The organism is Streptomyces sp. NPDC003034, assembly GCF_053591375.1.
Window position 1 is genome coordinate 75,067 of sequence record NZ_JBSFTS010000026.1, and the last position, 19,044, is coordinate 94,110.

A 19,044-nucleotide genomic window follows, 5' to 3' on the forward strand; every position below is an offset into this window, starting at 1 on the left:
TGTCCGCTCAGAGGGAGGAGGCCTGAGCCACGAATCCGGCCCAGGCGTTTGGGGCGAAGGCGAGGGCGGGGATCTGGGGGTCCTTGGAGTCGCGGACGTGGACGGTGGCGGGGGTGGTGGCCACCTCCACGCAGTCGTCACCCTCGCTGCTGCTGCTGTAACTGCTCTTGAACCAGTCCAGCTCGGGATTGTCGATCATGTTTCTCCCAGCAGTTCCTCGATGAAGTCCCGTGACGCGCGGGGCGTGAGAGCCTCAGCCCGGATGATGCCATGGGAACCCCGGCACGCCTGGCTCTGGGGCAGGTCGACGTCCTCGCGGCGGTACGTCATCCCCCTGTGTGCGCCACGAAGCCTGCCCAGGCCATTGGGGCGAAGGCGAGGGCGGGGATCTGGGGGTCCTTGGAGTCGCGGACGTGGATCGCGGTAGGGGTGTTGGCCACCTCGACACAGTCGTTGATGTCGCCGCTGTCGCTGTAGCTGCTCTTGAACCACTCCAGCTCTGGCTTGCGGATCATGTCTCTCCCAGCACTTGCTCGATGAATGCAATCGACTCCCGCGGCGTGAGGGCCTGGGAGCGGATCATGGCGTGGCACTGCTCCAGTATCCGCAGCTGCCTCGGATCGCACACGGGGCGACCGTTGAACGCTCCTTCGGAGCGTCCCACCGCTGTTCCGTCCGCGAACTTCAGCACCTGGATCAACCCGCCCATCCCGGCGTGCTCTTCGCGGTCAGTGGGCATGACCTGGATCGTCACGTGCCGCAACCGAGACACCTCCAGCAGGCGTTCGAGCTGCCCGCGCATCACCATTCTGCCCCCGATGCGGCGTCGAAGGGTCACCTCTTCCTGGACGAAGTTGAGCGCTGGTGCCGGCGAGCGCTCGAAGATCGACCGTCGGGCCCTTCGGGCAGCAACACCACGGTCCACCTCCTCTTCGGTATGCGGCGGCTGCCACATCTCGAACAGTGCCCGTGCGTACTCATCGGTCTGCAACAGGCCGTGGATGTTGTGGTTTCCGTAGGCCGACAACTCGACCGCGCGGCCCTCCAGCTTCGCCAGATTCCGGACCTTCTTCGGGTAGCGGACCTGCTCCATGTCCGCCTTCATCGCGGCGATCTTCCCGCCGGCATTCAGGGCCGCGTCCGCCCTGTCCAGGTACTCGGGGCGGGGGATCCGCCTGCCCGCCTCGACCTTGCGGACGAGGTCCTCGCCGTAGCCGATCTCCGTACCGAAGTCGGCGGCCCGCGTCCCCGCCTCCTCTCGCCACGCCTTGAGCTGGCGGCCCAGCGCGGCCAGGACCGCGACTCCCTGTTCGTCCTCGGGGTCGACGTCCCAACTCGCGTCTTCCGTACCGTCACTGTCCACGCTCATGCGCGCCCACCTCCGACCTACCGATGTCTGAACGCCCTCTGCCCGGAGGCCGCTCAGGACAGGCGGGACAACACCGGACAAGCACAGGACAAACGCCGGACGCACGGGCGTTGCCGCTTCTCACGGTACGCACGAAAGGCCACGCTGAGTGATGTGACTACTCAAATCTGCGACTCCGGAAGCCAATTCGGCGTCCAACTCGCCGCCACTCCGCGCGGCGCCCGTCAGGCACGGCAGCTCGCGGTCGAGAAGATCGCCGCATGGGGCCTGCCGACGGAAGGGCCCGCGCTCATCGTGGCCGAGCTGGCGGCCAACGCGGTGACGCACGGCCGGGTCCCCGGACGGGGTTTCCGGCTCGTGCTCACCCTGGTGGACGGAGTGCTCCGGATCGAGGTGGTCGACACCCGTGGTGACCGGGTCCCGGGTTTCCGCGACCCGGACGGGGACGCGGAGGGCGGGCGTGGGCTGGTGCTCGTGGATGCCATCGCGGACCGCTGGGGCATGGACCGGGGCCTGCCGCCGTGCAAGGTGGTCTGGGCGGAGCTGGACGTGCCGGAGTGGGGCGGGAGCCGGGTAGCGGGAGGTTAGAGGTTGCGCGGATAGGCGTGCGGTCATGGTCGGCGGTTCGGGCGTTCGTTCCAGCGGTGAGTTGTCCATGTCTGCCGGATCAGGCTACCCACGGTGATGATGGCGTCGGCGAGGTCGAAGAAGGCGTCGATCTGCTTGAGCCGGGCGAACATGCCGAGTCGTATCCACTCGTCGCGGCGGCTGCGGATCATGGTGACCGAGCAGGTCGTGTCGGCGATCGCCTCGTAAGAACAGCCGAAGCGCGGCAGTCGCAGCATCTTGTCGAAGATGACCCGGTCACTGATGCGCCGACGGTGGCAGCCGCGTGGATGGTCTGGGTGGAACTCCGGCTGCTCGGGAAGCAGGGCCACGAATTGGCCCCAGAGCGGTTTTGTCAGTCAGGCTGCTCTGCCACATGAAGTGCCGGATCGCGTTGTTGACCCGGCCCCTCCGGAAGGTCGCGAGCAGCATTCCCGAAATCGCCGAGGCGAGGGCGCAGCCGCGCCACTGGACGAGACGGCCCCGGCCACCACCAAGGCGGAGCCGGTCGCCGTACCGGCCTGACGCCCCCGGGCCTCCCCGTACTCGCCGCAGCCCCCGCCCCCGTCCGGGCGGGGGCTGTGGCGTTTCCGATCCGCACACCGAGGCGCGAAGTACGGGCGAGAGGAGTTCGGACCCACCGGGTCGTGGGGAGCCGCGACGTGGTGGGGCCCGACATCACCCCGTAAAAGTACGTGAGGTAAATCCAACCCAACCAAACCCAACCCCTCCGGCTCCCCGTAACTCACATGGGTGAACTGTGCCAACTGGGCTGGATTTCCGCAGGGTTGCCGGGCATATGCTCGCCCCACAACACCAGACATGAGACGGCCCCCGCCGGGACGGCAATCCCGATCGAGGGCCTGACCAAGTAGGAAGTAAGCGGCTTCCCCATGGCTCTTCAGCACTTTAGCGCGACCTCGCGCCCCTCGTCCCGTGTTCGCTCCGGGACCACCCCATCCGGTGTCGTCCACGTCAAGGTCAGGCACACGGATCACTACACCGTGGTCGGCAACCACCTCGCCCAGCACAAGCAGTTGTCGCTGGTCGCGATCGGCCTCGCCACCTACATCCAGTCGCTGCCCAGCGGCGCCCTCGTGGGCATCAAGGTGCTGACCGCGCGGTTCCCGGAGGGGGAGGGCCGGATCGCCACAGCGCTGCGGGAGCTGGAGGCGTACGGCTACCTGGAGCGCAGCCGCGTACGGCTGTCATGCGGGCGCGTGGTCACCCGTACGGTGTCCTACAACCGGCCGGGCCACGTGCCGGTGGCTCCGCCCAAGCCGCGGCCCCACCCCGTACCGGTGCCCGCGCCGGTGCCGGAGGCCGTGGCGGCACCCGTCGTGGCCGTACCGGCGGCGGTGCCCGCGCCCGCACCGGCCGCCGTAGCCGTACCGGTGGCCGCGCCCGCCCCCGTCGCCGAACCGGTATCGCGGCCGGCACCGGCACCGGCACCGGAACCGGAGCCAGAGCCAGGGCGCGCAGTCGTACGGAAGCCGGAGCCCGACCCCGCGCCCGACCCCGCGCCCGACCCCGCGCCCGACCCCGCGCCCGACCCCGCGCCCGACCCCGCGCCCGACCCCGCGCCCGACCCCGCGCCCGTGCGCGTCCTGCCGGAGGCCCTCGACCTGCTCGCGCGGCTGCGCGGCGACGACCCGCGGCTGCTGCTCTCCGCGCGGGACGTGGACCGGCTCGCGCCCGGCGTATCGGCCTGGCTGGAGCGCGGGGCCGAGCCCGAGGCCGTACGGCGCGTCCTGTCGGCCAGCCTGCCCGCCGACCTCCGCCACCCGGCGGCCCTGATCGGCCACCGCATCCAGTCCCTCATGCCGCCGCACCTCCCGGCGGCCTCCTCCGTCGCTCCGGTCACTCGGCCGGACCCGTTCCAGACCTGCGACGGCTGCGAACGCGCCTTCCGCGCCCCCGAAGCGGGCCACTGCCGCGACTGCTCCGCACCCCACCCGGCCGCCGCATAGCTAGGGCCCCAACAACTGGGAGCGGAGGGTGTCGTACGCCCATCGCTCCCACTTGTCCGGCGGCCACGCGCGGTCGCGGGTCAGGACCAGGAAGAGCTCCGGGCTGAGGATGGCGTACATGATGTCCGCCGCCTCCTCGTGAGGGAGCCCCGAGCGGGTCCCGGGCTTCCCCGCGAGCGACTGCGCCGCGGTCGAGATCACCGTGTACCGGGGGTCGGTACGGTCCGGCCACAACTCCCGGATCTCCGGGTTGGTCGCTGTCGCGGCGCGGACCATCTCGTTGATGGCCGCGACACGTTCCAGTGTCCGGCGGGTGCCGGTGACGAGCGCGGCAAGTGCCGACTCGGCGGTGGACGCTGCCGTGACCTCGGTGAACCACGGCCGGTCCATCGTCGGCACGGGGTCGTCGTCGCCCGCGATCGCCACGTCCACCAGCTCTTTGAGCAGCGAGGGCTTGTTCCGGAAGACGAAGTAGATGGTCTGCACCGCCACGCCCGCCCGGTCGGCGATCTCCTGCAGTTTGGTGGCCCCGTAGCCCTGCTCGACGAAGAGCGCACCGGCCGCCTCGATGATCCGCCGCCGCGTCTCCCGGGCCTTGTCGCCCCGTTTCCCCTTGACCTCACGCATGACTGGAGTCTATGTATAGAGTCCAACTCTAGAGGTCGACTCTAGTGAAAACGCGAGGAGGAGCTGTGCACACCATCGTCAACCGTCAGCAGGCAGAGGCATGGAACGGCTGGGAGGGTGCTCATTGGGCCGAACACCCCGAGCGCTACAACGGGATGCTGGAGTCGTTCAACGCACCCTTATTCGCCGCCGCGGGCATCGAGGCCGGTGACCGGGTCCTGGACGTGGGCTGCGGAACGGGCCAGACCACGCTCATCGCCGCACGGTGGGCATGCGAGGGAACCGTCGTCGGAATCGACCTGTCCGCACCCATGCTGGAGCGCGCCCGCCGCGACGCCACCGCGGAAGGCATCGGCAACATCGCCTTCGAACAGGGCGATGCCCAGGTGCATCCGTTCCCCGGCGGCGGATTCGACGTCATCCTCAGCCGCGGCGGTGTCATGTTCTTCGCCGACCACGTCGCGGCTTTCACTCATCTCCGGCAGTCCCTCGCGCCGGACGGCCGACTCGCGTTCCTCGGTCCCCAGCCGGGCGGCCCGGACGGTCCCTACGCCCGTGCGACGGCCGCGCTCTCGCCGTTCTTGCGTGAACCGTCCCCCGCGGCACGGGGCATGGGGTCCCTTCTCGACCCCGCGCGCATCCGCCACGTGCTGGGCGCGGCCGGCTTCACCGACATCGAGATCGCCTCGGCCGAGGCTCCCATGACGTTCGGTGCCGACGCCGCGGACGCCGCCGACTTCATCTTCGGCATGGGCACCACCCGCCACAACCTGCGCGATGCCGACCCGGCGGCCATCGCCCGCGTCCGTGCCGAAGTGCGGGACGCACTCAAGGAATTCGAGACCACCGGCGGTGTCCTCGTCCCCGGTTCCGTCTGGATCGTCACCGCATCGCCCAAGCAGGACCTCGCGCCGAACTGACGCGTCGCCCGGAGGGGTTCCCGCCCGTCGTCGGCCGCGCCGCCCCGGCTCAGGACCTTTCGCTCAGGTCCCGCAGGTCCCGCAGGTCCCGTACGAAGCGGAGGCAGGGGCGGCCGTCCAGGTCCAGCTCTCCGGCGGGCTTGAATCCCGTACGGGACAGCACCACGCGCGAGCCGGTGTTGTCGAGTGTCGTGACGGCGCTCAACAGCATGGTCAGGCCGTACTCGGCGGAGGCGAGGGCGCAGACCTCGGCCACGGCGGCCGTTGCTCGAATGCGAGGAGGGCGGGCGCGTGGTCGAGGCGGAGGCGCTGCAGGTGAGGCGCCGTCCGATGCTACGACGGACCACCCCGCCGAGGCGCGGGCGTACGGCCCGGCTCGCCCCGGAGGGAGGGGAGGGAGGCGTAGAGGAGGTGTAAAGGGCGGGTGCAGGGGTGGAAGCGGGGGTGGACGCGGGGTGTTCAAGGGCCGTTACCGGTGCGTAAATTACCGGCGGTAACTCCCGCCGGACCGAGGAGCGCGCGCCGTGAACGCCAAGCCGAATTCCGTGGAGCCCGTCAGGTCGGCCAGGCCCGCCAGGGCCCTCCGGGCCGCCAGCCCCGTCGAGCCGGTCGAGCCCATCAAGACCGTGGTCGACGGCGTCGTGCGCGAGGTACGGGTCCCCGCGCTGGTCGGGGCGCCGGTGCGGGGCTCGCTCGGGGAGATCCCGTTCGAGAACGCCCGGCAGGCCCCCGGCGAGGCGGTGCTCGCGCGCAAGGAGCGGGACGGGAGCTGGCGGGACGTCACCGCCGCCGAGTTCGCGGCCGAGGTGCTCGCCGTCGCCAAAGGGCTGATCGCGGAAGGGCTCCGCGAGGGCGACCGGCTCGCCATCATGGCCCGTACGACCTACGAATGGACCCTGCTGGACTTCGCCGGATGGGCCGCCGGGCTGGTCACCGTCCCGATCTACCCCACCTCCTCCGCCCACCAGGCCCGCTGGATCATCCAGGACTCGGGCGCCGTGGCCTGCGCCGTCGAGGACACCGCGCAGGCGCGCCTCATCAGTGCCGAACGCGTCGGTCTGCCCTGGCTGGCGCACCTGTGGGAGTTCGACACGGGCGCGGTGGCCCGCCTGGCCAAGGCCGGCGAACACCTCCCCGACGCCCTCGTGCACGAGCGCCTGGCCGCCCGTACGCCGGAGTCCGTGGCCACCCTCGTCTACACCTCCGGCACCACCGGCCAGCCCAAGGGGTGCGTGCTCACCCACGCCAACTTCTTCGCCGAGGTCGACAACGCGGTCGAGCTGCTCCACCCCGTCTTCAAGTCCGTCAGCAAGGACCCGGCCTCCACCCTGCTCTTCCTGCCGCTCAGCCACGTCTTCGGCCGGATGGTGGCCGTCGGCTGCCTGCGGGCCCGGGTCAAGCTCGGGCACGCGCCCAGCATCCGTACGGAGGACCTCCTCGCCGACCTCGCAGGCTTCCGGCCGACCTTCCTGCTGGCCATCCCGTACGTCCTGGAGAAGGTCTACAACACCGCCCGCGCGACCGCCGAGAGGATGGGCCGGGCCTCCTCCTTCGACCGTGCCGCCCGCATCGCGCGCCGCTACGGCGAGGTGGTCGAGGGCAAGAGCCCCGGGCCCGGCCTGCGCCTGGCGCGGGCCCTGTACGACCCGCTCGTCTACCGGCGGATCCGGGCCGCGCTCGGCGGGCGGGTGCGCTACATCCTGAGCGGCGGATCGCCGCTCGGGCGGCGCCTCGCCGCCTTCTACACGGGCGCCGGGATCGAGGTCTTCGAGGGCTACGGGCTGACGGAGACCACCGGCGCCAGCACCGTCACCCCGCCGCTGCGGCCCCGGCTCGGCACGGTGGGGTGGCCGCTGCCGGGCACGGCCGTACGGATCGCGGACGACGGGGAGGTGCTGCTGTGGGGGCGGCACGTCTTCGCCGGGTACTGGAACCTCGCCGAGCCCGTCGCCGCGGCGAACTGGCTGGCCACCGGCGACATCGGACAGCTCGACGCCGACGGCTACCTCACCATCACCGGCCGCAAGAAGGACCTGATCATCACCTCCGGCGGCAAGAACGTGGCCCCCGCCCCGCTGGAGGACTGGCTGCGGGCCCACCCCCTGGTCGGCCAATGCATGGTGGTCGGCGACAACCGGCCGTACATCACCGCGCTCATCACCCTGGAGCCGGACGGGCTGCTGCACTGGCGCCAGATGCGCAAGAAGCAGGGCGTGCCGCTGCGCGAGCTCGTGCACGGCGAGGAGCTGCGGGCGGAAGTCCAGCGGGCGGTGGACGAAGCGAACCGGCTCGTCTCGCGGGCCGAGTCGATCCGCCGGTTCGCGCTCCTGCCGGGCGAGTTCACGGAGGAGCGCGGCCACCTGACCCCCTCCCTGAAGCTCAAGCGCGGTGCGATCGCCCGCGACTACGAGCGGGAGATCGAGGAGCTGTACCGGACGCCGCGCGACGGCTGAGGCCGGTGGCCGGTGGCCGGTGGCCGCCCGGAGGGCCGGGGGCCCGCCTGGGCGGCCCTCAGCCCGTGGCTGCGCGTGGCCGTCCGTGGCCGCATGGGGCCGTCCGTGGCCGCCCGGCGCCGGCCGGGCGGGTGTGGTCCGGGCGGCGGGTGTGGGCGCGCGGGGACGCGGGAGGGCACTTATCGTGGCCTGACCGGTCCGGGGGGCCACACGAGGAGGTGCAGTGCACCATTCCCGTCCCCGTCCCCGTCCCCGCGCCCGTCCCCGTCCCCGCGCCCGTACCCGCGCCCGCGCCAGCTCCCGTACGGTCGCCACCGCCTGCGCCGCGCTCGTGCTGGCCTCGCTCAGCGCCGCCCCGGCCCCCACCCCCACCACGGCCGATCCGCTGGCGCGGTTCCACGCCCAGCGCATCCGGTGGGGCGCGTGCCCCGACCGGCCGGTGCCCGCCGGGATGCGGTGCGGGACCCTCAAGGTCCCGCTCGACCACGCCGCCCCCGCCAAGGGCACGGTCACGGTGGCCCTCGCCCGCATCCCCGCCGCCGAGCCGGACAGGCGCCTCGGCTCGCTGCTGCTGAACTTCGGCGGTCCCGGCGGCGCGGGCACGGCGGACCTGGCCGCCGAATCCAAGGCGCTGGCGGACCTCGGCGAGCGGTACGACCTCGTCGCCTTCGACCCGCGCGGGGTCGGCCACAGCGAGCCCATCTCCTGCGGCGGTTCCCAGCAGGTCGACGACGAGGCCGTGGGCGACGCCGCGGCCCAACTGGCCGCCCTGCGCGCCGTGGCCGGGCGCTGCGAGCTGGCCTCCGGCCCGGTCCTGCCGTACGTCGGCACCGTCCACGTCTCCCGCGACATGGACGTGATGCGCGAGGTCCTCGGCGAGGAGAAGCTCAACTACCTCGGTTTCTCCTACGGGACCCGCATCGGCGCCGTGTACGCCGCCCAGTTCCCCCGCAAGACCGGCCGCATGGTCCTCGACGGGGTCGACACCCTCACCGAGCCGCTGTCCGAGCAGGCGCTCGTGACGGCGCGCGGCCACCAGCGCGCCCTCGACCACTTCCTGGCCTGGTGCGCCCACCGGAGCGGCTGCGTCTACGGGACGAACACCCGCACCGCCAAGGAGAAGGTCCACGCGCTCGTGAAGCGGCTGGACGAGAAGCCGCTCCTCGGTCGCGACGGCTCGCACCTCACCGGCCAGGACGCGGTCGGCTCCATCGGCGGCGCCCTGTACTCCCGGGACCTGTGGCCCGCGCTCGCCACGGCACTGGAGAAGGCCGAACGTGACGGCGACCCGGCCGGGCTGCTGCGGCTCGGCGGCCCCGAGGGCCCACCGCGGCCGCAGGGCCAAGGGCCCGGCACGGTACCCGCCGACAACGTCGAAGCCGCCCTCACCGCCGTCAACTGCGCCGACGACCCCGACCGGTCGGCCGACAAGGCCAGCCCGGCGGCGATCGCGGGTGAACTGGCGCGGATGCGGGCGGAGTTCCTCAAGGCGTCGAAGATCTTCGGGCCGGCCCAGCTCATGACCGTCATGTCCTGCTACGGCCGCCCCGCCGGCACCGACTTCATCCGGAGGATCGACCGCCCGGGCGCCCCGCGCATGCTGCTGGTCGGTACCCGCGGCGACCCGGCGACCCCGTACGAGTGGACGGAGGAGACGGCGGCGCGCCTCGGCTCGGCAGTGGTCCTGGACCACAAGGGCGACGGCCACACCGGCTACCCGTACTCGCCCTGCGTACGGAAGTACGTGGACGACTTCCTGATCGGCGGCCGGCTGCCGACCGGGACACGGTCCTGCCCCGCCGGTGCATGACCGGCGGGGCAGGGGCGCAGCGGAGACGGCCAGCGGAGAATCAGCAGTCGGCGCGCGTCGGCCGGCCGGCGAAGCGGTCCGCCAGCCAGTTCCCGACCGCCAGCGACTGTGTGATCACTCCGCTGACGTGCTCACCGAGCCAGATGGTGTCGAATTCGAGGTCCGCGCCCTTCGCGCACCAGTCGGAGCGCAGCTGGTGGCCCACCCCGTACGGGATCAGCTCGTCCGCGAGTGCGTGGTACTGGTACACCGGCGCCGCAGGCGCGGTCCGCCCGAGCTTGCTCTGGTTCAGCCGGGCCTGCCAGTCGGGCTGGGCGAGCGGGTCCTTCGTCGTCATGTCGGAGATCCGCTTGAAGGAGCCGGCGATGGCGTTGATCGCCACGCAGTTCTCCTTCATTCCGGCGATCAGCGCTTTGCCCGCCGGGTTGAGGTAGGAGTTCAGGTCCAGTTCGGGGAAGGCCGCGTCGTGTCCGGCCGCCGCCATGAAGATGAGCCCCGAGCCGAAGGAGCCGTTGTTGAAGTCGGCCACCTTGATCAGGTCGGCGGGGACACCACCGGTGGCCGTGCCCTTCACCGCCAGCTCCGGGGCGTACGAGCCGTGCAGCTCGGCGGCCCAGCTGCTGGCCTGGCCGCCCTGCGAGTAGCCCATGATGCCGACCGGGCCGGTCGCCGACAGCCCCGCATCGGGCAGGCGTTGGGCGGCGCGCGCCGCGTCGAGCATGGCGTGGCCGGCGGAGGGCCCGACGGTGTAGGTGTGGACGCCCGGGGTGCCCAGGCCCTCGTAGTCGGTGACGACGACGGCCCAGCCGCGCAGGGTGAGCTGCTGGATGAGGTTGGCCTCCATGGACGTCCCGTGCGGGAGGTTGTTGCTCGGCGCGCAGGAGTCGCCCATGCCGACCGTGCCGACGGCGTACGTGATGAGGGGGCGCGGGCCGGTGCGGCCGTCCTGCGGGACGATGACGGTGCCGGAGACGATGTTCGGGACGCCGTCGGCGGTGGTGGAGCGGTAGTGGATCTTCCAAGCCTTGGTGCCGGTCGGCTGGCCGGGCAGCGGGTGGAAGGCGGAGGGTGCGCTGCTGACGACATCGCCGGGGCGGGCGGCGGCGCGGGAGTCGGCGGCGGAAGCGGGGTCGGCCGAGGCGGCGGAGGCGGGGATTCCGGCCGAGACGGCCAGCGCGGCCAGCGCGGCCACGGCGGTGAGGGCGGTGCTGCGGACGCGCGTGGGGGTTCGGAAACGCATGGCGGCTCTCCCAACAGCTCGTGCGGGGTAGGTGAGGTGACGGTAGTGACCGACCGGTAGGGAGGTCGCTGACCGTGCAGCTCACCTTTACTGGCCCCGGGTCTCATCCGGGCCGGGCGGCGCGCCGGTGCGGTACGAACGCGTGCAGCACGGGGGGCCATTGACGCGCGCCGAGCCGACCGCGCGCCGCTGACGTGACGCGGACTCCGGCCCGGACCCGTACGAGCGGTGTCCCGTCAGCGAGATGACGGGACGTTCCCTCAGCCACGGCGCCGGGCCGCGCCGCGCCGGGCCGCGCCGCGCCGGGCCGGGCCGCGCCGCGCCGCGCCGCGCCGTGCCGCGCCGTGCCGCGCCGGGCCGTGCCGGGCCGCGCCGTGCTCCGTCAGGACGAGCCGAGGCCCGGCGGGCGTTCCAGGTGGCGGTAGGCGCCCGGGGTCGTCCCCGTCCAGCGGCGAAACGCCCGGTGGAAGGCGGTGTCCTCGGAGAAGCCGAGCCGGGCGGCGAGTTCCGCGATCGGCTCACCGCTCTCCGCCAGGCCCGCGATCGCCGCGTCCCGCCGCACGTGGTCCTTGAGCTCCTGGAAGGAGGTCCCCTCCTGCTGGAGCCGGCGCCGCAGCGTCGCCGGGGAGACCGCCAGCCGCGCCGCGACCTCCGCGAGCGCCGGCAGCCGCGGTGAACCGCGCAGCTGCTGCGTCAGGGTACGGCGTACCTGCTCGGCGACGGTCGTCCCGTACTCCGGCCGGGACAGCAGGTCGGAGGGTGCCCGCCGCAGCATCGCGTCGAGGGCGGGCTCGTCCCGTACGAGCGGCGCGGTGAGCCAGTGCGCGTCGAAGGCGGCGCCCGTACGGTCCTCCCCGAAGCGGACCGGGCAGTCGAAGAGGACCTCGTACTCGTCCTTGTGCGGCGGCGGCGGATAGGCGAAGGCGGCGTACGCGAGCGGGATGCGCCGCCCGATCAGCCAACTGCTCAGCCGGTGCCAGATCGCGAGCACGCACTCGGTGAGGAAGCGCTCCTCGTCACGCGCGAAGTCGTTGCGGACGGTGAACCGCGCCTCGCCGCCCGACACTTCGAGGCCGAGCTCCGGCCCGCCGGGGAACAGCCCGTAGAAGGCGGCCGCGCGTTCCGTGGCCGCGCCGAGGTCCCGGCAGCCGAGCGAGGCGTAGCACATCATGGCGAAAGTGCCGGGGCGGCTCGGGACGGCGCTCAGCCCGAGGAACTCGTCCTGGGTGGTGCGGTACAGCGCCCTGAACAGGCGGGCGAACTGCGCGGGCGTGATCCGCGCCCGGTCGTCGCCCAGCAACAGCGGTGGGATCTGCGCCTGCTGGAGCAGCGGCACGGTGTCGATGCCGCGCCCACGGGCCCCCGCGAGCACGGCACGTACGTGGTGCACGGTGATCGTCCGCCTCCCCATGGCTCCGACGGTAACCCCAATGAGCGCTGAGGTCAGCGGGGGTGACGCTTCCGGTCATGCCGGAGGGGGCGGGGCGGTGTCTAGCGTCGGGGGTCACGGCCCGGCGCCAGGTCCGACGCCAGGTCGCCGACGCCGGTCCGGCACCAGCCCGTCACCCACCCCGGAGGGCATGCGATGAACGGTCGGCCGAGCACGCTGGCGCGCTTCACCCAGTGGACCGAGGAGAGGTACGCGACGCAGCCGGCGCTCAGGTTCCGCGCCGCCGACGGGGAGTGGCAGACCCGTACGTACGCGGAACTGGGCGCGGAGGTACGGGCCGTCGGGCGCGCCCTGCTCGCCCTGGGCGTCGCGGCGGGCGAACGGGTCGCGCTGCTGGCCGAGACCCGCCCGGCGTGGACGTACACCCACTTCGGGATCCTGGCGGCGGGCGCGGTCCTCGTCCCGGTCTACCCCTCGGCGGGGCAGGAGGAGCTGGCCTGGGTCCTGTCGGACTCGGAGTCGGTCCTCGTCGTCTGCGACGGCGCGGCGCAGGCGGAGCGGGTGGCGGCCCTGCGCGCGAAACTGCCGTCACTGCGGGCCGTGGTGGAGATGGACGCCCTGCGCGATGTGGACCTCGCCGCCGCCCCTGAGTCCGCACTCCTCGCGCGGGCGGCGGCCGTCACCCCCGGCGCGGACGCCTCGATCGTCTACACCTCGGGCACGACCGGCCTGCCCAAGGGCTGCCGCCTCACCCACGGCAACCTGGGCGCCGTCCAGGACGCCACGCTCCCGCTCATCCAGGGCGGGCCGGACGACTCCACCTACCTGTACCTGCCGCTGGCCCACCTGCTGGCCCAGCTCATACAGTTCACGACGCTGCTCCAAGGCGGGGAGCTGTGCTATTTCGGCGGCCGGATCGAGGACGTGGTCGCCGAGCTGGCCGCCGCCCGGCCGACCCACCTGCCGTCCGTACCCCGCCTGTTCGAGAAGCTCCACGCGGTGGTGCTGGCGCTCGCCGAGTCCCAGGAGGGCGGCCGGGAGCGCTTCGAGGAGGCGGTACGGCTGGGGGTGCTGGCAGCGGACGACCGCCTCCCGCCGTCCCTGCGGCCACGGCACGAGGCGGCCGAGCAGGCCCTGTACTCCCTGGTCCGCGGCGCCTTCGGAGGGCGGCTGAAGTGGGCCCTCACCGGCGGCGCCCCGATCGCTCCGGCGACCCTGGACTTCCTGCGGGCCTGCGGCATCGCGGTGTACGAAGGGTACGGAATGACGGAGTCCGGCGGCGTGATCAGCCTCAACCACCCGGGCGCCGTCCGGTACGGGACGGTGGGCCGGCCCGTCGACGGCTGCGAGGTCTGGATCGCGCAGGACGGCGAAATCCTCGCCCGGGGGCCGATGGTCTTCCCCGGCTACCACGCGAACGCCGCGGCCACCCGGGAGACCCTGGATCCGGAGGGCTGGCTCCACACGGGCGACCTGGGGGCACTGGACGGCGACGGATACCTCCGCATCACCGGCCGCAAGAAGGAGCTGATCATCACCTCGGCCGGGAAGAACATCACCCCGACGGAGGTCGAGTTCGCCGTCCAGCGCTCGCGCTACGTCTCCCGCGCGGTCCTGATCGGCGACCGCCGCCCGCATCCCGTCGCCCTGATCACCCTCGACGCGGAGGAGATCGCGGCCTGGGCGGGCCGCGAGTCCCTCGACCCGGGCCCCTCCCCGGCCACCCACCCGGCGGTCCGCGACCTGGTCGAGGCGGCGGTGGCCGAGGCCAACGCCACGGTCTCGCGCCCGGCCCGCATCCGCGCCTTCCTCATCCTGCCGGAGGACTTCACCATCGAGGCGGGCACCTTGACCCCGACCCTGAAACTGCGCCGCGCGGCGGTGGCGGAGCGGTACGCGGACGAGATCGACGCCCTGTACGGGGGCTGAGGGAGCCGGGCCCCGCCACCGGTGGCCCGGGGCGGGCGGGCCCGACGGGCTGCCCGTACGGACAGTGCGGGCTGCCTTCCGGTACCTGGCCGCCGGGCGCACGCGCCTTGTATGCAGGGGTGGTTACATCTCTGCGCGGGAAGAGGCCCCATGCAAGCCCACGAGAATGCCCAAGACCCGGCCAAGCAGGCGGCCAAGCATCCGGCCACCGAGAACGGCCGCGCCCCGGCGCGCACCACCGCTGCGCGCACCACGGCGGCCGAGGCGGACATGCGGCGGCAGGGGCTCCTCGCCCTGCAACGCACCGCCGGGAACGCCGCCGTCGTCCAGCTGCTCCGGGAGGCCGGTCACCCCTGGGCCCAGGAAGAGCACCGGCACGGGCCGGGCTGCGGCCACCGGGCCGCCGCCGCCCCGGCTCCCGAGGCGCCCGTGCAGCGCTCCACCGTCCACGACGTGCTCGCAGCTCCCGGCAAGCCGCTCGACGTGCCGCTGCGCGAGGAGATGGAGCGCAGGCTCGGCGCCGACTTCTCCGACGTCCGCGTCCACGACGACAGCGCCGCCCGCGCCTCGGCCGCCGAGGTCGGGGCCCGCGCCTACACCTCGGGCAGCCATGTCGTCATCGGGGAGGGCGGCGGCGACAAGCACACCCTCGCCCACGAGCTCACGCACGTCATCCAGCAGCGCCAGGGGCCCGTCTCGGGCACCGACAACGGCGCCGGGCTCAAGGTCTCCGACCCGTCCGACCGCTTCGAACGCGAAGCCGAGGCGAACGCGACCCGCGTGATGTCCGGAGCGGTTCCGGGCCCGTCACCGGCGCAAGCACCAAGGGAAGCCCGGACCGCCCAGGCAGCCCCTGCCGCTGGTGCCTCGTCAGCGGTCCAGCGGGTGATGGACCCGGCCACCTTCAAGCAGGAGACCGCCGTCCCCTTCAAGAACCGCGGCAGTTCCTCCATCGCAGGTGTCGACGCGCAACTGGAGAAGTACGGCGAGATCGGCCGCGGCAAGCGGGACGAGCGGATCGCCGCCCTCGCCGACATCGTGGCCCGGTGCAAGGCGTATCTGGAGGGAGGCCACTCCAAGGGCCGCACGGCCGGCGTGACCAAGCTGCGCGATCAGGCCGCCGCCGAGCAGAGTCTGCTGGAGTCCGTGCCGAGCGTGCCCGCCGCGGATCTGGAGCCCACCGTGCGGTTCCACGAGCTGCTGAGCGCGATGGACAAGGCGATGAGGGAAGAGGGCAAGAACGAGGAGTATGACTATCAGACGGGCCTGTTGAACCTCCCCGACGTCGCGTTCCAGACCGCCAAGGACATCACCGACGCGCAGTTCAGCACCCTCATGCAGGGCTACGTGGGGGCACTGGAGAGGATGGCCGCCGAAGCCGACGTGCCGGCCGAGACGGCGGAGATGCTGCGCGAGGTCATAGCGGTGGCGGACAAGGTCGACTTCGTCAAGGCGACCACCTCGCGCCCGGGCATGAGCGCGCAGGCGCCGTATCAGTCCGGGGCCACCGACGACCGCCGCTACACCTTCAACGTGGACACCCAGCCACGCGGCGGGACCCCCTTCCTCCTCGGGCACGTGGCCCATGAGCTCACCCACGTCGCGGCGCACCAGGCCTACGACGCCACGGACACCATGCTGCTCGTTCCCTACGGATCCACCCCGGCGCAGGTGGGGGAGATGGCGCGGACGCGGCAGCGGACACTGAGCGGCCTGCACAGCGCGCTGGAGGGGGAGAGGGAGCTCTTCACCGGCACCCAGTACCGCCTCCTTGAGGAGAAGGTGCTTTACGGCAGCAGCAGGAACAAGGTCCTCCAGTACGCGGACGCGTACAGGAAGGCCGGAAAGCTGAGCGACGAGGACCACGCGAGGTTGAAGGCGTGGGACGAGGCCGCTGGGGACGCCTCCGGCACGCTGGTCGAATACGACACCGTCCTCAACCAGATGCTCGTCTACCTCCACATGTGGCAGACCCCCACCGACAGCGCCTTCTACACCGAGCTGCGGGCCGCCGCCGCGACCGCTACCGCCGACCGGCGCACAGCACGCGAGAGCAGGCCGGGCGCCTGAGGGATCCGGTGGGTCGCGGCGCAGGCGGCATCCCCGCTGCCGTCCTCGGTCAGCGGCCGGTGGTGATCCCGTCCAGGAAGGCGCTCCAGCTCGCGGGGGCCACGGCCAGCTCGGGACCGGCCGCGACCTTGGAGTCCCGGATGCGCACGGCGGCGGCGCAGGGGGCCACCTCGACGCAGTTGCCGCCTTCGCCACTGCTGTAGCTGGACTTGAGCCAGGGGAGGGCGACTTCTACGCAGTTGCCGCCCTCACCGCCGCTGTAGCTCGACTTCCGCCAGGTGAGTGCCACTTCGACGCACTCGCCGCCCTCGCCACTGCTGTAGCTGCTCTTGAACCAGGCCAGGTCGGTGGCATTCATCGGATTTCTCCTGGCGTCTTCTCGATCAAGGCGAGGGACTCGTGCGGCGCGAGCGCCTGTGCCCGGATGATCCACAGCGCTCGGCCATGACGCGTAACGTCCAGACCCGGGCTGATTTCAGCCGATGGTGACTCGGGGGAGGAATCACCTGGCCGGTTCGGCCCATCCTGCGGGTGACGGTGAAGTCGAGACGAGTGGTGTGTCATATCTGCCGGGGCGACGGTGAGTCGCTGCCGAATACCTGATAGACAGAATTATTCACGGCCGGACGGCCGTATACCTTGACGGCTCCTTGGGGGGATCGCCGCACGTGAAGCCGCTTCACCGTCACCTCGTCAACACCTCGCGCAAGGTCCTGTGCACGGCCGCGCTCGCGGCCAGCCTGACCACCGCCGCGGTCGTGACCAATCCGTCGACCGCCGACGCGGGCGAGTCCGAGCCGACCCCGGACAGTCCGCAGGCCACCGACCGCGGTGACGCCCGGCTGGACGTGCCGGGGACCATCGCCGACCCGGTGGTGCCTCCCGAGGCCGGCGCGCCGGAAGGCGCCAGCGGGATACCCGCGACCGCCCTCGACGCCTACCACCGCGCCGAGCAGTCCGTCGCCGCCGCCCTGCCCGGCTGCAAGCTGCCCTGGCAGCTGCTCGCGGGCATAGGCAGGGTCGAGTCGGTGCACGCCTCCGGCTACGGGCTCAAGGCCGACGGCTACACCGAGAAGCCGATCCGCGGACCCCGGCTCGACGGCAACGGCTTCGCGGAGATCCGCGACACCGACAAGGGCGAGTGGGACGCGGACACCGAGTACGACCGGGCCATCGGCCCGATGCAGTTCATCCCGTCCACCTGGGCCACTTGGGGCGCCGACGGGAACGGCGACGCCAAGCGCGACCCGAACAACATCTACGACGCGGCGCTCGGCGCGGGCCTCTACCTGTGCGCGGGCGACCGCGACCTCTCCGACTCGCGCAAGCTCGACGCGGCGATCCTCAGCTACAACAACTCCCGCGAGTACGTGAACACCGTGCTCGGCTTCATGCGGCAGTACCAGGACGGCGGCGCGGCCGGGGTGACGAACCCGCCCGCCGGGGAGTACCCGACCCCCTCGCCCGGCATCCTGCCCACGCCGAAGACCCCGGCCGCGACGGTCCAGCCGCAGCCGACGAAGCCTCCGGTCACCACGCCTCCGGTGACCACCCCGCCCGTCACCACGCCGCCGGTGACCACTCCGCCGGTGACCACTCCGCCCGTCACCACGCCGACGAAGCCGCCTGTGGAGCCGGAGAAGCCGGCCCCGCCGCGCCTGTCCGGGATGGAGATGCTCGGCGGTGCCGCGCTCAAGGCCGAGGCCGGGGCGGCCTTCGCGGAGGCCCCGCGGGTCAAGGTGATGCTGAGCGACGGCAAGCCCGCGGTCGGCCAGGAGGTCGTCTTCGCGATCGAGGACGACACGACCGGCGGCACCGCCTTCGGGCCGTCCGCGGCGAAGTCCCTCGTGGTCAAGACGGGGGTCGACGGCATCGCCGCCGCGCCCGGTCTGAAGGCGGGGGCCACGGTGGGCACCTTCTCGGTGCGGGCCGCCGCCTACGACACCGCGGGCTCCCTCATGGTGAAGTTCACCGGCGAGGTCACGCCGAAGCCGGTCCCGCTCGCGGACCTGCTGGCCCGCACGGGCGGTACGGCGCCGCTGGAGGTGGTCGCCGGTAAGAGTTTCGAGGGCATCGAGGTCCTGGCGACGGCCGAGGGCGAGCCGGTGGCGGGGACGCGGACCACCGCGGCCCTGGTGGAGAAGGACGCTTCCGGGAAGTGGGTCCCGGTGGACCCTGCGACCGCGAAGGGCCCGTACTTCAAGGGCGAGGACGGCAAGAAGCTCACCTCGCGGCAGCTGGCGGCGACGGGAGCCGACGGCAAGATCGCCGTACCGGAGCTCTTCACCACGGACGCCACCCCGGGCACCTACCACCTGCACCTGATCACCCCGCAGAACGTGACCCTGATCCTCACCCTCAAAATCACCCCCACCCCCACCCCCACCACCCCGGCCCCCACCCCGTAAGAACGCAGCCGGCTCCCCGGCCGGGGCATCCGGCGCGGTGCCCGCGCCCTCGGCGCACGGCCGACCGTGCCAACCCACCCACCGGGCCTCCGGCCGGCGCCCGGGCACCGGCGCCGTGCGCGCGCTCCCGGCCCGCGCACGGGCGCGCGGGCGGCCGCGGCCCGGCCGCCACCGGGCCCGCCCGCCAAACGCCGCCGGCCCCGGCACCGTGTCAACGGTGCCGACTCACCGGTAGCACCGGCTGGTATTCCC

The 19,044-nt window shown here is 72.6% G+C and carries 16 protein-coding genes and 1 pseudogene; 8 read left to right on the forward strand and 9 right to left on the reverse strand.

The window, feature by feature from the left end:
- Positions 1 to 7: 7 nt before the first annotated feature.
- From ACWDX7_RS23480 to ACWDX7_RS23490, 3 genes are all read right to left on the reverse strand, one after another.
- Positions 8 to 199 carry a DUF397 domain-containing protein gene (locus ACWDX7_RS23480; RefSeq protein WP_451489076.1) on the reverse strand — a complete coding sequence of 64 codons (192 nt, stop codon included), beginning with the start codon at positions 197 to 199 and terminating at the stop codon, positions 8 to 10.
- A gap of 127 nt (positions 200 to 326) precedes the next feature.
- Complete coding sequence (locus ACWDX7_RS23485; RefSeq protein WP_451489075.1) at positions 327 to 515, reverse strand: DUF397 domain-containing protein; 189 nt, start codon at positions 513 to 515, stop codon at positions 327 to 329.
- Complete coding sequence (locus ACWDX7_RS23490) at positions 512 to 1,369, reverse strand: helix-turn-helix domain-containing protein (protein ID WP_451489074.1); 858 nt, start codon at positions 1,367 to 1,369, stop codon at positions 512 to 514. The genes ACWDX7_RS23485 and ACWDX7_RS23490 overlap by 4 nt, the downstream gene beginning before the upstream one ends.
- 153 nt (positions 1,370 to 1,522) lie before the next feature.
- Here ACWDX7_RS23490 and ACWDX7_RS23495 point away from each other — a divergent pair, with 153 nt between their 5' ends.
- Positions 1,523 to 1,957, forward strand: a complete 435-nt coding sequence (locus ACWDX7_RS23495; RefSeq protein ID WP_451489073.1) for an ATP-binding protein — start codon at positions 1,523 to 1,525, stop codon at positions 1,955 to 1,957.
- Positions 1,958 to 2,085: 128 nt separating this feature from the next.
- Here ACWDX7_RS23495 and ACWDX7_RS23500 read toward each other — a convergent pair.
- Positions 2,086 to 2,334: pseudogene (locus tag ACWDX7_RS23500) on the reverse strand (transposase); the annotation flags it as partial.
- A 645-nt stretch (positions 2,335 to 2,979) separates the two neighbouring features.
- Between ACWDX7_RS23500 and ACWDX7_RS23505 the strand changes: the two are divergent.
- Positions 2,980 to 3,945 carry a helix-turn-helix domain-containing protein gene (locus tag ACWDX7_RS23505; protein WP_451489072.1) on the forward strand — a complete coding sequence of 322 codons (966 nt, stop codon included), beginning with the start codon at positions 2,980 to 2,982 and terminating at the stop codon, positions 3,943 to 3,945.
- On the opposite strand, the gene ACWDX7_RS23510 is transcribed toward ACWDX7_RS23505, so the two are convergent.
- Positions 3,946 to 4,572, reverse strand: a complete 627-nt coding sequence (locus tag ACWDX7_RS23510) for a TetR/AcrR family transcriptional regulator (protein ID WP_451489071.1) — start codon at positions 4,570 to 4,572, stop codon at positions 3,946 to 3,948.
- 65 nt (positions 4,573 to 4,637) lie between these two features.
- Between ACWDX7_RS23510 and ACWDX7_RS23515 the strand changes: the two genes are divergently transcribed.
- The gene (locus ACWDX7_RS23515) at positions 4,638 to 5,492 is read left to right on the forward strand and encodes a class I SAM-dependent methyltransferase (RefSeq protein ID WP_451489070.1); all 855 of its coding nucleotides are present in this window, start codon (positions 4,638 to 4,640) and stop codon (positions 5,490 to 5,492) included.
- Between the two features lie 49 nt (positions 5,493 to 5,541).
- Here the strand turns inward: ACWDX7_RS23515 and ACWDX7_RS23520 are convergent, their stop codons facing one another.
- Entirely contained in the window at positions 5,542 to 5,748 is a 207-nt protein-coding gene (locus ACWDX7_RS23520; RefSeq protein WP_451489069.1) for a hypothetical protein, read from the reverse strand.
- A 361-nt stretch (positions 5,749 to 6,109) separates the two neighbouring features.
- On the opposite strand from ACWDX7_RS23520, the gene ACWDX7_RS23525 reads away from it, so the two are divergent.
- Together ACWDX7_RS23525 and ACWDX7_RS23530 are read left to right on the forward strand one after the other, a co-directional pair.
- A complete protein-coding gene (locus ACWDX7_RS23525; RefSeq protein ID WP_451489158.1) occupies positions 6,110 to 7,945 on the forward strand; it encodes an AMP-dependent synthetase/ligase in 1,836 nt (611 codons plus the stop codon).
- A gap of 223 nt (positions 7,946 to 8,168) precedes the next feature.
- Positions 8,169 to 9,755: an alpha/beta hydrolase gene (locus tag ACWDX7_RS23530; protein ID WP_451489068.1), complete on the forward strand. Its 1,587-nt coding sequence runs from the start codon at positions 8,169 to 8,171 to the stop codon at positions 9,753 to 9,755.
- A 40-nt stretch (positions 9,756 to 9,795) separates the two neighbouring features.
- On the opposite strand, the gene ACWDX7_RS23535 is transcribed toward ACWDX7_RS23530, so the two are convergent.
- Both ACWDX7_RS23535 and ACWDX7_RS23540 read right to left on the reverse strand, forming a co-directional pair.
- Positions 9,796 to 10,995, reverse strand: a complete 1,200-nt coding sequence (locus ACWDX7_RS23535; RefSeq protein ID WP_451489067.1) for a lipase family protein — start codon at positions 10,993 to 10,995, stop codon at positions 9,796 to 9,798.
- A gap of 382 nt (positions 10,996 to 11,377) precedes the next feature.
- Positions 11,378 to 12,406: an AraC family transcriptional regulator gene (locus tag ACWDX7_RS23540; RefSeq protein ID WP_451489066.1), complete on the reverse strand. Its 1,029-nt coding sequence runs from the start codon at positions 12,404 to 12,406 to the stop codon at positions 11,378 to 11,380.
- Positions 12,407 to 12,580: 174 nt separating this feature from the next.
- On the opposite strand from ACWDX7_RS23540, the gene ACWDX7_RS23545 reads away from it, so the two are divergent.
- On the forward strand, positions 12,581 to 14,314 hold the full coding sequence (locus ACWDX7_RS23545; protein WP_451489065.1) for an AMP-dependent synthetase/ligase: 1,734 nt from the start codon (positions 12,581 to 12,583) through the stop codon (positions 14,312 to 14,314).
- Positions 14,315 to 14,464: 150 nt separating this feature from the next.
- On the forward strand, positions 14,465 to 16,384 hold the full coding sequence (locus ACWDX7_RS23550; protein WP_451489064.1) for an eCIS core domain-containing protein: 1,920 nt from the start codon (positions 14,465 to 14,467) through the stop codon (positions 16,382 to 16,384).
- 49 nt (positions 16,385 to 16,433) lie between these two features.
- On the opposite strand, the gene ACWDX7_RS23555 is transcribed toward ACWDX7_RS23550, so the two are convergent.
- On the reverse strand, positions 16,434 to 16,742 hold the full coding sequence (locus ACWDX7_RS23555; protein WP_451489063.1) for a DUF397 domain-containing protein: 309 nt from the start codon (positions 16,740 to 16,742) through the stop codon (positions 16,434 to 16,436).
- Positions 16,743 to 17,052: 310 nt separating this feature from the next.
- Between ACWDX7_RS23555 and ACWDX7_RS23560 the strand changes: the two genes are divergently transcribed.
- Entirely contained in the window at positions 17,053 to 18,792 is a 1,740-nt protein-coding gene (locus ACWDX7_RS23560; protein WP_451489062.1) for a lytic transglycosylase domain-containing protein, read from the forward strand.
- Positions 18,793 to 19,044: the final 252 nt, after the last annotated feature.